The organism is Streptomyces sp. NPDC020807 (assembly GCF_040641575.1).
GTDB lineage: Bacteria > Actinomycetota > Actinomycetes > Streptomycetales > Streptomycetaceae > Streptomyces.
The window spans coordinates 74,440-89,019 of sequence record NZ_JBFADU010000018.1 but is presented as its reverse complement, the minus strand read 5'-3'; the positions used below and the strand labels follow the sequence as shown (position 1 = coordinate 89,019).

Annotated in this window: 10 protein-coding genes; 8 read left to right on the top strand and 2 right to left on the bottom strand. The window is 73.4% G+C overall.

Annotation, left to right across the window (positions count from 1 at the left end; translation table 11 throughout):
* Positions 1–45 precede the first annotated feature (45 nt).
* From miaA to hflX, 6 genes are all read left to right on the top strand, one after another.
* Entirely contained in the window at positions 46–984 is a 939-nt protein-coding gene (miaA, locus tag AB0G79_RS24025) for a tRNA (adenosine(37)-N6)-dimethylallyltransferase MiaA (RefSeq protein ID WP_360809692.1), read from the top strand.
* A 108-nt stretch (positions 985–1,092) separates the two neighbouring features.
* Positions 1,093–1,578: a hypothetical protein gene (locus tag AB0G79_RS24020; protein WP_360809796.1), complete on the top strand. Its 486-nt coding sequence runs from the start codon at positions 1,093–1,095 to the stop codon at positions 1,576–1,578.
* Positions 1,579–1,770: 192 nt separating this feature from the next.
* On the top strand, positions 1,771–2,688 hold the full coding sequence (gene dapF / locus AB0G79_RS24015) for a diaminopimelate epimerase (RefSeq protein ID WP_360809691.1): 918 nt from the start codon (positions 1,771–1,773) through the stop codon (positions 2,686–2,688).
* A 161-nt stretch (positions 2,689–2,849) separates the two neighbouring features.
* Complete coding sequence (locus AB0G79_RS24010) at positions 2,850–5,048, top strand: HD domain-containing protein (protein ID WP_360809689.1); 2,199 nt, start codon at positions 2,850–2,852, stop codon at positions 5,046–5,048.
* Positions 5,049–5,157: 109 nt separating this feature from the next.
* Complete coding sequence (locus AB0G79_RS24005; protein ID WP_360809687.1) at positions 5,158–6,648, top strand: M1 family metallopeptidase; 1,491 nt, start codon at positions 5,158–5,160, stop codon at positions 6,646–6,648.
* Positions 6,649–6,816: 168 nt separating this feature from the next.
* Positions 6,817–8,310: a GTPase HflX gene (gene hflX / locus AB0G79_RS24000; RefSeq protein WP_360809685.1), complete on the top strand. Its 1,494-nt coding sequence runs from the start codon at positions 6,817–6,819 to the stop codon at positions 8,308–8,310.
* 93 nt (positions 8,311–8,403) lie between these two features.
* Here the strand turns inward: hflX and AB0G79_RS23995 are convergent, their stop codons facing one another.
* Together AB0G79_RS23995 and AB0G79_RS23990 are read right to left on the bottom strand one after the other, a co-directional pair.
* The gene (locus AB0G79_RS23995) at positions 8,404–9,570 is read right to left on the bottom strand and encodes a hypothetical protein (protein ID WP_360809683.1); all 1,167 of its coding nucleotides are present in this window, start codon (positions 9,568–9,570) and stop codon (positions 8,404–8,406) included.
* 70 nt (positions 9,571–9,640) lie between these two features.
* Positions 9,641–10,816 (bottom strand): hypothetical protein, encoded by a 1,176-nt coding sequence (locus tag AB0G79_RS23990; RefSeq protein ID WP_360809681.1) that lies wholly within the window; start codon positions 10,814–10,816, stop codon positions 9,641–9,643.
* A 426-nt stretch (positions 10,817–11,242) separates the two neighbouring features.
* On the opposite strand from AB0G79_RS23990, the gene AB0G79_RS23985 reads away from it, so the two are divergent.
* Complete coding sequence (locus AB0G79_RS23985; protein WP_360809794.1) at positions 11,243–12,601, top strand: diaminobutyrate--2-oxoglutarate transaminase family protein; 1,359 nt, start codon at positions 11,243–11,245, stop codon at positions 12,599–12,601.
* A 37-nt stretch (positions 12,602–12,638) separates the two neighbouring features.
* Complete coding sequence (locus AB0G79_RS23980; RefSeq protein WP_360809679.1) at positions 12,639–14,489, top strand: IucA/IucC family protein; 1,851 nt, start codon at positions 12,639–12,641, stop codon at positions 14,487–14,489.
* Positions 14,490–14,580: the final 91 nt, after the last annotated feature.

The window sequence follows — 14,580 nt, the reverse complement described above, 5'->3', positions numbered from 1 at the left end:
GTAGCTCGTTCGGGGACGGGCCCCGAGGTTTGCGAGACTGGTGCGGTGAGAAGTGCAGCTCCCGCCCCGCGGGTCATCGCCGTCGTCGGTCCCACCGCGGCCGGAAAGTCCGATCTGGGCGTATTCCTGGCCCAGCAGCTGGGTGGCGAGGTCGTCAACGCCGACTCGATGCAGCTCTACCGCGGGATGGACATCGGAACCGCGAAACTGACGCTGGACGAGCGAGGCGGTGTCCCGCACCACCTTCTCGACATCTGGGACGTGACCGAGGCCGCGAGCGTCGCCGAGTACCAGCGCCTGGCCCGCGCCGAGATCGACCGTCTGCTCGCCGCCGGCCGCACCCCGGTCCTCGTCGGAGGCTCCGGCCTGTACGTCCGCGGGGCCGTCGACGCCCTGGAGTTCCCCGGGACCGACCCGGCCGTCAGGGCCCGGCTCGAAGCGGAGCTGGAGGAGCGCGGCTCCGGCGTCCTGCACGCCCGGCTCGCCGAGGCCGACCCCGAGGCGGCCCGCGCGATCCTGCCGAGCAACGGACGCCGGATCGTCCGGGCCCTCGAGGTCATCGAGATCACCGGCAAGCCCTTCACCGCCAACCTCCCCGGCCCCGACTCCGTCTACGACACCGTCCAGATCGGCGTCGACGTGGCCCGGCCCGAGCTGGACGAGCGGATCAGCACGCGCGTGGACCGCATGTGGGAGGCCGGACTCGTCGACGAGGTCCGCGCCCTGGAGGCCCAGGGGCTGCGCGAGGGCCGCACGGCCGCCCGCGCCCTGGGGTACCAGCAGGTACTCGCGGCGCTCGCGGGGGAGTGCACCGAGGAGGAGGCGCGGGCGGAGACCGTGCGCGCCACGAAGCGCTTCGCCCGCCGCCAGGACTCGTGGTTCCGCCGCGACCCGCGCGTGCACTGGCTCAGCGGAGCCGCCGACCACCGCGGGGAACTCCCGCGGGAGGCGCTGTCGTTGGTCGAACGAGCGGTTACAGCCTGATCACGTGATGGCATCGGGACGCCCCGGTCGTCATTCCGGCGGCCGGGAGCGTGCCATCATCGAGCATCGATCGACCAAGTGGAGTCCGAGTGGGGAGGGCGCGTGGCGATGGAGGCCGGCCCTCGCGACACGGAACAGCAGGACGACGTCCTCGGCGGCACGCCCGGTGATGCCCGCATCGGGGCCCCGGGCGCCCCGGGCCTGACCCCGGACGGTCCTGACGACGCGGAAGGCACCGCCGTCCAGGTGGACGCGGGCCAGGTCGAGGTCGAGCTCAGGCCGCAGCGGCGCCTGCGGATCTGGCAGATCGCTCCGATCGTCGCCCTCGCCGCCATCGGCTCCCTGATGTTCGCGTTCCCGCTCGCCTTCGGATCGGGCGACGGCGGAGCCGTCCTCGCCATGCTCGGACTGCTCATCAGCTCCTGCGCGGCAGGCTGGGGCGTGATGGCCGCCCGCCGGGTCGGCTACACGTGGCCGGGCCTTCCGCAGCGCGGCTCGGGCGAGCGCCCCGACTGGCGCGTCCTCGGGCTGTACGTGGCGACGATCGGCGCTCTGGTCGCGCTGGCCGTCTGGCGCGTCGCCCGCCTCCGCTGAGCGGCGCCCTTCCTCGTACAGTCCTCGCGCTCCCCGTACAGCCCTCGCGCTCCCCGTGCGGCCCCTGCCTTCCCCTGTGCAGCCCTCGCGTTCCCCGCGCAGCCCCCGCACCGCCGCCACGGGACACCGGCCGACGGCCCGCCCTGTGGACAACCCGGCCCGCCGTCGGCCCGGCCCCGTACAGTTGATCGCGTGACCAGCACGCAGACCTCGCCCTCGTCCCCGCCGTCGTCCTCGTCCGCGCCGCTCCGGTTCCTCAAGGGCCACGGCACCGAGAACGACTTCGTGATCGTCCCCGACGCCGACAACGCCGTCGAGCTGAGCCCGGCCGTCGTCGCCCGGCTCTGCGACCGCCGGGCCGGGATCGGCGGCGACGGCGTGCTGCACGTCGTGCGCACCGCCGCCCACCCCGAGGTGCGGCACCTCGCCGACGAGGCGGAGTGGTTCATGGACTACCGGAACGCCGACGGCTCGGTCGCCGAGATGTGCGGCAACGGCGTCCGGGTCTTCGCCCGCTACCTGGAGCACGCCGGGCACGTCACCGCCGGCGAGGTCGCCGTCGCCACCCGCGGCGGCGTCAAGCGCGTCCACCTCGACAAGGACGGCTCCGTCACCGTCGCCATGGGCCGCGCGGCCCTGCCCGAGGCCGGTGTCACCGTCACCGTCGACGGCCGCAGCTGGCCCGCCCGGAACGTGAACATGGGCAACCCGCACGCGGTCGCCTTCGTCGAGGACCTCGGCCACGCCGGCAACCTCTACGACGAGCCGCCCTACGAGCCCGCCGCCGTCTACCCGGACGGGGTGAACATCGAGTTCGTCGCCGACCGCGGCCCCCGCCACGTCGCCATGCGGGTCCACGAGCGCGGCGCCTCCGAGACCCGCTCCTGCGGCACGGGCGCGTGCGCCGTCGCCGTCGCCACCGCCCGCCGGGACGGCGCCGACCCCGCCGTGAGCGGCACCCCCGTCACGTACACCGTGGACGTCCTCGGCGGGACCCTCGTCATCACCGAGCATCCCGACGGCGAGATCGACATGACCGGCCCCGCCGTCATCGTCGCCGAGGGCACCATCGACCCCGCATGGCTGGCGACCCCTGCCGGGAACCGGTGAATCGAAACAGTCAACGACTGATTTGTCGCTCGAATGGGTGATCCGTTTCACGCTGAGCGAGAGCGTGACTGCGCCACGTGGTGGGGTCGGTAGCATCAAGCACCGGCCCCCCGGGCACGCCTGGCCCGCCCACCGCCGGTCGACGTTGCCGGAGGTGCCCCATGAGCGCAGAGGCCACCAACCCTGTGAGCGCGGCGGAAGCCGCCGTCACCGACCCGACCGCCCGCAGACGCGGGCGCTCCCGTATCGACCTGCGCCGCCTCGGCCGCGCCGCCCTCCTCGGCGCCACCGCCGGACCGGCCCCCCGTGACCGGCTGCCCGACGCCATCAGCCACGTCGCCGAGGCGCACCGGGCCCACCACCCCGAGGCCGACCTCGCGGTGCTCCGCCGGGCGTACGTCCTCGCCGAGTCCTCGCACCGCGGCCAGTTCCGCAAGAGCGGCGAGCCGTACATCACGCACCCGCTCGCCGTCACCCTGATCCTCGCCGAACTCGGCGCGGAGACCACCACGCTGACGGCCTCTCTGCTCCACGACACGGTCGAGGACACCGAGGTGACGCTCGATCAGGTGCGCCGGGAGTTCGGCGACGAGGTCGCGTTCATCGTCGACGGGGTCACCAAGGTCGAGAAGATCGACTACGGCGCCGCCGCCGAGCCCGAGACCTTCCGCAAGATGCTCGTCGCCACCGGAAACGACGTCCGGGTGATGTCGATCAAGCTCGCCGACCGGCTCCACAACATGCGCACCCTCGGCGTGATGCGCCCCGAGAAACAGGCGCGGATCGCCAAGGTCACCCGCGACTTCCTCATCCCGCTCGCCGAACGGCTCGGCGTCCAGGCCCTCAAGACCGAGCTGGAGGACCTCGTCTTCGCGATCCTCCACCCCGAGGAGTACGAGGCCACGCGCGCGCTCGTCGCCGCCCACGCGCACGCGGGGGACGCCCTCGGCGCCGTCGCCGACCAGGTCGCCGCCGTCCTGCGCGAGGCCGGCATCGGCGCCGAGGTCCTCGTCAGGCCCCGGCACTTCGTCTCCGTCCACCGCGTCCGCCTCAAGCGCGGCGAGCTGCGCGGCTGCGACTTCGGCCGGCTCCTCGTCCTCGTCGCCGAGGACGCCGACTGCTACGCGGTCCTCGGCGAGCTCCACACCTGTTTCACCCCGGTGATCTCCGAGTTCAAGGACTTCATCGCGGCCCCCAAGTTCAACCTGTACCAGTCCCTGCACACGGCCGTCGCCGCCCCCGACGGGGCCGTGGCCGAGATCCTCATCAGGACCCACCGGATGCACACGGTCGCCGAGGCCGGCGTCGTCGCCCTCGGCAACCCGTACGAGGGCGGGGCGCCGGACACCGCCCGCACGGCCCCCGGCGGCCCCGGGCCGTCCCTCCCCGCCCCGCAGCCGGAGGACGGCGAGCGGGTCGACCCGACCCGGCCGGGCTGGCTCTCCCGGCTCCTCGACTGGCAGCAGTCCGCCCCCGACCCCGACACCTTCTGGACCTCGCTCCGCGCCCACCTCGCCGAGGACGACGAGATCACCGTCTTCCACGCCGACCCGGGCGCCCCGGGGGCGATCAGCCTCCCCGTCGGGGCCAGCTGCGTCGACGCCGCCTACGCCCAGCACGGCGAGGACGCCCACCGCTGCCTGGGCGCCCGCGTCAACGGACGCCTGACGCCCCTGAGCACCGTGCTCGCCGACGGGGACGCCGTACAGCTCCTGCTCGCCCAGGACACCGTCTCCGGGCCCTCGCCCGAGTGGCTCGACCACGCCCGTACCCCCGCCGCCCGGATCGCGATCACCGGGTGGCTCCAGGCCCATCCCGAGGCCGCGGCAGCCCCCGCCGACGCGGGCCCCCGGCCCCAGGTGAACGTCCCCGCGGACCGGCGCTCCGGCGCCGAGCTCCACGCCGACCTCGACGGCGAGGCTCCCGTCGCGGTCCGCCCGGCCGGCTGCTGCACCCCCGTACCGCCCGACGAGATCACCGGCTTCCGCGTCCGCGGCGGGTCCGTCACGGTCCACCGGGCCGGCTGCGCCGCCGTCGCGACCATGCGTGAGGTGGGCCGCGCGCCCGTCACCGTTCGCTGGGGCGACGCCGCGCAGTGCCGGGTCACCCTCGTCGCGGAGTCCTTCGGCCGGCCGCGGCTCCTCGCCGACCTCACCGAGGCCATCGCCACCGCCGGGGCCGCCGTCGTCTCCGCGACCGTCGAGCCGCCGAGCGAGCAGCGGGTCCGCCACACCTACACCCTCCACCTCCCCGACGCGGCCGGGCTGCCCGCCCTGATGCGGGCCATGAAGGACGTGCCGGGCGTGTACGACGTGCACCGCGCCCGCCGCCGCGGACCCGCCGAGCCGCGCGACTCCTGACCGGGAGCACCCGGCGTGACCCCCTTCGGGTGGCGGGTGAGCGCGCCGCCCGGGGGAGCACGGGAACCCCTGGTAGCCGTAGGGCCAGTCGTCCGGAAAGGCCTGGCCCATGCCGCTCCTCCAGAACCCGCCGTCCCGCGCGCGGTGGCTGCGCGCCGCCGTCCTCGTCGCCGCCTCGACGGGACTCGTCGCCGCCGCCCTGCCCGCCCCCACGCCCCTCGGCATCGGCGACCCGCTCTTCCCGCACCTCGGCAACCCCGGCTACGACGTCCTCGCGTACGAGCTCGACCTCACCTATCCGGGCGAGAACGACCGGCCGCTAGCGGCCGTGACCCGCATCGAGGCCCTCGCGACGGAGGACCTGGGCCGGATCAACCTCGACTTCACCCGCGGGAAGGTCTCCGCCGTCACGGTCGACGACCTGCCGGCCACGTACGCGAGCAGCGGCGAGGACCTGGTCGTCACCCCCGCCGTCCCCGTCGAGACGGGCGAGCGGGTGGAGATCACCGTCGTCCACACCAGCGACCCCACGGGACCCGCCGACACCGGCGGCTGGGTCCGCACCGGCGACGGCCTCGCCATGGCCAACCAGGCCGACGCGGCCCACCGGGTCTTCCCCTCGAACGACCACCCGTCCGACAAGGCGGACTTCACCTTCCACATCACCGTCCCCAACGGCCTCACCGCCGTCGCGAACGGCCTGCCCACCGGCCGCGAGAACCACGGCGCCACCACCACCTGGAGCTACCGCTCCCGCCACCCCATGGCCACCGAGCTCGCCCAGATCTCCATCGGCGCCTCCTCGGTCGTCCACCGCACGGGACCCGGGGGACTGCCCGTGCGGGACGTCGTGCGCACCGCCGACCGGGACCTCCTCGAACCGTGGCTCCGCAAGACCCCCGGCCAGCTGGAATGGATGGAGCGGCAGGTCGGCCCGTACCCCTTCGAGACGTACGGCGTGGTGATCGCCGACGCCGACACGGGCTTCGAGCTGGAGACGCAGACCCTCTCCCTCTTCGAGCGCCGCCTCTTCACCGAGCCCGCCTACCCCGAGTGGTACGTCGACTCGATCATGGTCCACGAGCTCGCCCACCAGTGGTTCGGCGACAGCGTCACGCCCCGCACCTGGTCCGACCTCTGGCTCAACGAGGGGCACGCGAGCTGGTACGAGGCGCTGTACGCCGAGGAGAAGGCCGGCAAGTCCCTGGAGCGCCGCATGAGGGCCGCGTACACCGCCTCCGACGCCTGGCGCGCCGACGGCGGCCCGCCGGCCGCCCCCGAACCGCCCTCGTCCGGCCACAAGATCAGCATCTTCCGGCCCGTCGTCTACGACGGCAGCGCCCTCGTCCTCTACGCGCTCCGCCAGGAGATCGGCACCGACGCCTTCCGGCGCCTGGAGCGCCGCTGGGTCGCCGACCACCGGGACGCCACCGCCACCACCGCGGACTTCACGGCCCTGGCGTCCGAGATCGCGGGCAAGGACCTCACCGCCTTCTTCCGGGCGTGGCTGTACGCCGAGAAGACCCCGCCCATGCCCGGCCACCCCGACTGGCGCTCCGGCCCGGTCGACACCGTGCGGTCCGCCCCGAAACCCGCGTGACGGGCGGGGCGGCACCGTGCCACCATCGTCGGGTCGGCGACGTGGCCGAAACCGGGAATCTTCCGGAGGCGTCACGCGTTGCGACGAACAGAGTGGGAAGACTCACCTCTCCCGCCACATGCTTCATCGCACCGACTGACGTATCGCATCATCTGACGTAAGGACCCAATGACCTCCTCTTCTTCCCCTTCCCAGGACGAGCAGCGCTTCGCGGAGACGAGCCGTACCGAGAGCCTTCGGGCCGATGCCCTGATGGAAGAGGACGTCGCCTGGAGCCACGAGATCGACGGAGAGCGCGACGGCGACCAGTTCGACCGCTCCGAGCGCGCGGCCCTGCGCCGTGTCGCCGGACTCTCCACCGAGCTCGAGGACGTCACCGAGGTCGAGTACCGACAGCTGCGCCTGGAGCGCGTCGTGCTGGTCGGTGTCTGGACCTCGGGGACGGTGCAGGACGCGGAGAACTCCCTCGCGGAGCTCGCGGCCCTCGCCGAGACGGCGGGCGCCCTCGTACTCGACGGCGTGATCCAGCGCCGTGACAAGCCGGACCCGGCCACCTTCATCGGCTCCGGCAAGGCGCGCGAGCTGCGCGACATCGTCATCGAGACCGGCGCCGACACCGTCGTCTGCGACGGCGAGCTCAGCCCCGGCCAGCTCATCGCCCTCGAAGACGTCGTCAAGGTGAAGGTGGTCGACCGGACCGCCCTCATCCTCGACATCTTCGCCCAGCACGCCAAGTCCCGAGAGGGCAAGGCGCAGGTCGCGCTCGCGCAGATGCAGTACATGCTGCCGCGGCTGCGAGGCTGGGGTCAGTCGCTCTCCCGTCAGATGGGTGGCGGCGGCGGTGGCGGCATGGCCACGCGTGGTCCCGGTGAGACCAAGATCGAGACCGACCGGCGCCGCATCCGCGAGAAGATGGCGAAGATGCGCCGGGAGATCGCGGAGATGAAGACCGGCCGCGACATCAAGCGGCAGGAGCGCCGTCGCAACAAGGTGCCCTCGGTCGCCATCGCCGGATACACCAACGCCGGCAAGTCCTCCCTGCTCAACCGCCTCACCGGCGCGGGCGTGCTCGTGGAGAACGCCCTGTTCGCCACCCTCGACCCGACCGTGCGCCGGGCCGAGACGCCCACCGGCCGGATCTACACCCTGGCCGACACCGTCGGATTCGTCCGGCACCTGCCCCACCACCTGGTCGAGGCGTTCCGCTCCACGATGGAGGAGGTCGCCGACTCCGACCTCATCCTGCACGTCGTGGACGGCTCGCACCCGGCCCCGGAGGAGCAGCTGGCCGCCGTGCGCGAGGTCTTCCGGGACGTCGGCGCGGTGAACGTCAAGGAGATCGTCGTCGTCAACAAGGCGGACGCGGCGGACCCGCTGGTGCTCCAGCGCCTCCTGCGGACGGAGAAGCACTCCATCGCGGTCTCCGCCCGTTCGGGCCAGGGCATCGCCGAGCTGCTCGCGCTCGTCGACGCCGAGCTGCCGCGCCCCGAGGTCGAGCTCGAAGCCCTCGTGCCCTACACGCACGGCGGACTCGTCTCGCGGGTGCACGCCGAGGGCGAGGTGGAGTCCGAGGAGCACACCCCGGAGGGCACCCTGCTCAAGGCCCGGGTGCACGAGGAGCTGGCGGCGCTGCTCGCGCCGTACGTCCCCGCCGCGCACTGATTCACGGCACGCCTGACAGCCGAGGGCGCTGTCCCCCTTCCGTTCGGGGGAGGAGGACAGCGCCCTCTCGCGTACCGTGCGCCACCCGGTGGGTCAGCGCGCGAACTTCTTGCTGATCATGTCGTGGGCGTCCTTGGCGCCCCGGCCCAGCTGCGGTCCCGCGAGCCAGCCGTTGCCGCCGGCCGGGCCGATCGAGGTGTTCGACACCAGCGCCGTCTTCCCGTTCGGCAGGACGCGGAACCAGCCGCCGCCCGACGAACCGGCGGTCATCGTGCAGCCGATCCGGTACATCGTCGGCGTCGCCGGGGCCGTGGTGAGCCGCGTCGGCCGGTCGATGCAGCGGTGCATGATCAGGCCGTTGTACGGCGGCGCCGACGGGTAGCCCCAGGCGCCCATCGTCCCGGACCGCGCGGCCGTCGGCGCGGAGAAGTCGACCGGGAGCGCGGCGCCCACGGTCTCCTCCAGCGACTTGCCGCCCCGCTCGGGCTGGACGTGCAGCACGGCGTAGTCGTACGGCCAGGCCTGGTTCGACCCGCCGCTCCGGATCCACTCGCCCGAGGTCACGGCCCAGTCCGCCCAGTACTGCCCGTAGGGCGCGACCTCGTGCGCCTGGGCGTTCCGCAGCGCCGAGGCCGACTTGCCGAGGTCGTTGTACGCCGGCACGAAGGTGAGGTTGCGGTACCAGCCGCCGCTCCCGCCCGCGTGGACGCAGTGCCCGGCCGTCCAGACCAGGTTCGACTTCCCGGGCCGGCGCAGGTCCTTCACGATCGTGCCCGAGCAGACCATGTGCCCCTCGGGGGAGTCGAAGAAGAGCTTCCCGACCGGGGCCGCGTTGGCGTGGTACGGGGTCTTCTCCCGCTGCGCCTTGACCGGCCGGGGCGTCGGGTCGGTCCCGCCCGTTCCGGCCTGCGCGGTGATCTTCTGGTCCGGGCTCTTCGCCGACTGCATCCGGCTCGGGTCCCAGAGGCCCTCGATCACCGGGTTGACGAAGTCCTCGGCCTCACGGAGCCAGGTCTCCCGGTCCCAGTCCTTCCACGCGCCGCCCTTCCACTTCTCCAGGTCGACGCCGTGCTCCTTGAGCTTCCCGGCCAGGTCCTTCGCCAGGTCGCCGCCGGCGCCGTCGGCGGCCGGAGCCGAACTGCTCGCCCCGGCGGCCGGCTTGTCGGCCTCCGGAGTCTCGCTCGGCCCGCAGGCCGTGGCGGTCAGTGCGAGCGCCGCGGCCACGCAGACGGCGGCGGGTATGAGTCGTACAGAACGCATGTCGTGCGATCCCCCTGTGAGACATGAGAGGAGGCGGGACCCCGGGTGGGTCCCGCCTCCGTGCCGCGCCCTACCGCCCGGCGTACTTCTTGCTGACCTCGTCGTAGATGGCCTTGGCCTCGGGGCCGAGTCGCGGACCCGCGAGCCAGCCGGCCGTCGACGGGCCGATCGAGGTGTTCGACACCAGCGCCGGCTTGCCGTCGCGGCCCTGAGCCACCCAGCCGCCGCCCGACGAACCGCCGGTCATGGTGCAGCCGATCCGGTACATCGTCGGCTGCTCCGCCTTCAGCGACAGGCGGCCCGGCTTGTCCTGGCACTGGTACATCTTCTGACCGTCGAACGGCGGGGCCGCCGGGTAACCGGTGGCCGTCAGGCTCGCGATCTTCGGCACGGCCGGGGCGTTGAACTCCACCGGAAGCGCCGAACCGACGGTCTCCTCCAGAGACTTGCCGTTGCCGCCCTTCTCCGGGGTCACCTGGATGACCGCGAAGTCGTACGGGGCACCCGCGCCGCCCGTGGCAGCGCCCTGGGCGATCCACTGGTCCGAGGTCTTGACCCAGTCCGCCCACCACACGCCGTACGGAGCGATCTGCTCGCGCGTCGCCTTCTCCAGGTCGGAGGTCGGCAGCGCGGCGTCGTTGTACGACGGGACGAAGGCGATGTTGCGGTACCAGCCGCCCAGCTTGCCCTTGTGGACGCAGTGCCCGGCCGTCCAGACCATGTTGGACTTGCCCGGGTGGGCGGGGTCCTGCACCACGGTCGCCGAGCAGACCATCGAGCCCTCGGGGCCGTCGAAGAAGACCTTGCCGGACTCCGGGGCGTTGGCGTGGTACTTCGGCGCGACGGACTTCGCCTTCACGGCGTCCGGCGTCGGGTCGGTGACACCCTCGTCACCGGAGATGTCCTCCTCCTCGACCGGCTTGTCGGGGCGCTCGGCGTCCCGCATGCGGTCCGGGTCCCAGAGGTCCTCGATGATCGGGTTGACGAAGTCCTTGGCCTCACGGAGCCACTTGTCACGGTCCCAGTTCCGCCACTCGCCGCCGCGCCACTTGTCGACGTCGATCCCGTGCTCCTTCAGGCGGTCCTTGAGGTCCTCCGGAATCTGGATCTTGTCGGCCGGGTTCTGGCTCGTGGGCGCGCTGGGCTTGTCTCCCGCGTTCTCCTCGGTCGGGCCGCAGGCCGTCGCGGTGAGCGTCAGCGCCGCGACGGCGGAAGCCGCCATCAGCAGCGGACGAATCGATCGCATCTCGTGATCCCCCTGGGACTACATCAACGTGTGCATGGGTGAACGGCGGCCGCGTCCTCGCGCACGACGAGCGACGGCCCTCCACTATGCCGGTGCCGGAGGGGACGGTACCCGCCCCGGCAGCGGTTCCGAATCCGTACGGCCGTTGCCGTGCCGTGATCCGGGACACGCCAACTTCCTGCCGCCGGGCCCGTGATCCCCGGCAGTTCTCGTCGTTGGTACGTACGGGGGACACAACGGAGGCGTTCAGGACGGCCCTTGCGGCGGCTCCGCACCGTCCCGATGTGCAACGCAACTGTTACAGCGGGAGGACACCGAGCCGTGGCCGTGACCGAACCAGCTCCGGCCGTCGCGCCGGCCGCGCGGACGCAGAACCCGGACGACGGGGCGGACGACGCGACCGACCGGCGGCGCGCCTACGAGGGCATCCTGCGCCGCCAGTCGCAGCGCGAGTCCGCCGCCCGCACCTACGCCCGCTCGCTGCCGATCGTCCCCGTCCGGGCCAGGGGACTGACCATCGAGGGCGCCGACGGCCGCCGCTATCTGGACTGCCTCTCCGGCGCGGGGACGCTCGCCCTCGGCCACAACCACCCGGTGGTCCTGGAGGCGATCAGGAAGGTCCTCGATTCGGGCGCCCCGCTCCACGTCCTCGACCTGGCCACCCCCGTCAAGGACGCCTTCACCTCGGAGCTGTTCTCCACGCTCCCGCGCGAACTCGCCGACGACGCCCGCATCCAGTTCTGCGGCCCCGCCGGCACCGACGCCGTCGAAGCGGCCCTCAAACTCGTCCGCACCGCCACCGGACGCGACGGCCTCCTCGCCTTCTCCGGCGCCTACCACGGCATGACGGAGGGCGCCCTCGCCGCCTCCGGCGGCGCGACCGACGTCCGCGTGACCCGGCTGCCGTACCCGCAGCAGTACCGCTGCCCCTTCGGCGTCGGCGGCGAACGCGGCGCCGAACTCGCCGCCCGCTGGACGGAGAACGTCCTCACCGACCCCAAGAGCGGGGTCCCCACACCCGCCGGAATGATCGTCGAGGCCGTCCAGGGCGAAGGCGGGGTCATCCCCGCCCCCGACGACTGGATGCGCCGGATGCGCCGCATCACCGCCGACCACTCCGTCCCGCTCGTCGTCGACGAGGTCCAGACGGGCGTCGGCCGCACCGGCGCCTTCTGGGCCGTCGAACACAGCGGCGTCGTCCCGGACGTCATGGTCCTCTCCAAGGCCATCGGCGGCTCCCTTCCCCTCGCCGTCGTCGTCTACCGCTCCGCCCTGGACGCCTGGGAACCCGGCGCCCACGCCGGCACCTTCCGCGGCAACCAGCTCGCCATGGCCGCAGGCACGGCCACCCTCGCCTACGTCCGTGAGAACAACCTCGCCGAACGGGCCGGCCTCCTCGGCGCCCGCGTCATCGGCCAACTCCAGGGCCTCGCCGCCGCCCACCCCTGCATCGGCGACGTCCGCGGCCGAGGCCTGATGATCGGCGTCGAACTCGTCGACCCCGAAGCCGCGGGCCCCGACGACCCGGTCCCGCCCGCCGCCCCCGCCCTGGCCCTCGCCGTCCAGCAGGAGTGCCTCGCCCGCGGGCTCATCGTCGAACTGGGCGGCCGTCACTCCGCCGTCGTCCGGCTCCTGCCCCCGCTCACCCTCACCGACGAGCAGGCCACCGCCGTCCTCGACCGCTTCGCCGACGCCCTGGCCGCCGCCGAGCGGGCCCACACCCCCGAGACGAGCGCCCCCGGGAACACCCCCGGACCGTCCCCCCGCCCCCGGACCGTCCTCTGACCCGGACCGCCCCCGGCCCCACCCCAAGGAAGCCCCCGTGAACGCCACCCCGATCTCCCAGGCGACCGACACCGCGGCGCCCCACGCCGCCGAGGAACACCTCGTCCCACGCCAGCACATCGGCCCGTACGACCCCAGGCCCGCCCGCCCGGCCCCCGCCGCCGGCGCCCCCGACCCCCTCGACGACCCCGACCCGCAGCGCGCCGCCGACGTCGCAGCCGTCGAGAACCTCCTCCGCTGCTGGATCCGCGAACGCAACCTCCCGGCCCCCGACTCCACCACCCTGCGCGTCCCCCTCGACGCCAGCGGCACCGCCCTCCTCGTCCCCGTCCACTACTGGTCCGCCACCGGCTGGCACCGCTTCGGCGCCCCGGCACTCGAAGGCCTCCCGGCCTCCGCCCCGCCCGTCGACGCCGTCACCGTCGCCGCCCTGCTGAGCCGCGAGACCGGCCGCCCCGAAGGCACCGAACTCGTCGGCCGGGTCGCCGACTCCGCCCGCCGCACCGCCGACTTCCTCGCCGAACGCCGCCGCAGCCCCCAGCCCCACCCGGACGCCGACCTCTTTCTCGCCGCCGAACAGGCCCTGCTCCTCGGCCACCCCCTCCACCCCACCCCCAAGAGCCGCGAAGGACTCTCCGAGGCCGAGGCCCGGCTCTACTCACCCGAACTCCACGGCTCCTTCCCCCTCCACTGGATCGCCGTCGACCCCTCCGTCCTCGCCGCCGACTCGGCCTGGACCGAACAGGGCCGCCACGTCACCGCCGAGCAGCTCACCACCGGACTCGCCGAAGGACTCGCCCTCCCCGCCGGCACCGCGCCCCTGCCCCTCCACCCCTGGCAGGCCCGCGAACTCCTCCACCGCCCCGACGTCCGCGCCCTCCAGGAAGCCGGCCTCCTCCACGACCTCGGCCTCCACGGCAGCCCCTGGCACCCCACCTCCTCCGTCCGTACCGTCCACCGCCCCGGCGCCCGGGCGATGCTCAAGCTCTCCCTCGGCCTGCGGATCACCAACTCCCGCCGGGAGAACCTCCGCAAGGAGCTGCACCGCGGCGTCGAGGTGCACCGGCTGCTGCGCACCGGCCTCGTCGACGAGTGGCAGGCGGCCCACCCCGGCTTCGACATCGTCCGCGACCCCGCCTGGATCGCCGTGGACAATCCCGACGGCACCCCCGTGCCCGGACTCGACGTCATGATCCGCCACAACCCCTTCGGCCCCGGCGACGACGCCGTCTGCGTCGCCTCCCTCACCACCCCTCGTCCCTGGCCCGGCAGCGCCACCCTGCGCTCCCGGCTCGCCGACGTCATCGGCCGGCTCTGCGCCCGCACCGGCCGCCCCACCACGGCCGTCGCCGCCGAGTGGTTCCTGCGCTACCTCGACCAGGTCGTCCGCCCGGTCCTCTGGCTCGACGGCCACGCCGGCATCGCCCTGGAGGCCCACCAGCAGAACACCCTGGTCCTCCTGGACGCGGAAGGCTGGCCCGTCGGCGGCCGCTACCGCGACAACCAGGGCTACTACTTCCGCGAGTCCCACCGCGCCGAGCTGGAGAACCGTCTCCCCGGCATCGGAGCCCGGAGCGACACCTTCGTCTCCGACCAGGTCACCGACGAGCGCTTCGCCTACTACCTGGGCATCAACAACGTCCTCGGCCTGATCGGCGCCTTCGGCTCCCAGCGCCTCGCCGACGAGCGCGTCCTCCTCGCGGCCTTCCGCAGCTTCCTCACCTCCGCCACCAGCCTCGGTTCCCCCCTCCCGCACCGCCTCCTGGAGGCCGCGACCCTGCGCACCAAGGCCAACCTCCTCACCCGCCTCCACGGCCTCGACGAGCTCGTCGGCCCCGTCGACACCCAGTCCGTCTACGTCACCGTCACCAACCCCCTCCGTACCTGACCCGGTCGCAGGGCGAGCCGGCGAAAGGTCCGCCCGCCCACCGGTCCAGCGGTCCGTCCGTCCACCGGTCCGTCCGTCCACCGGTCCGCCT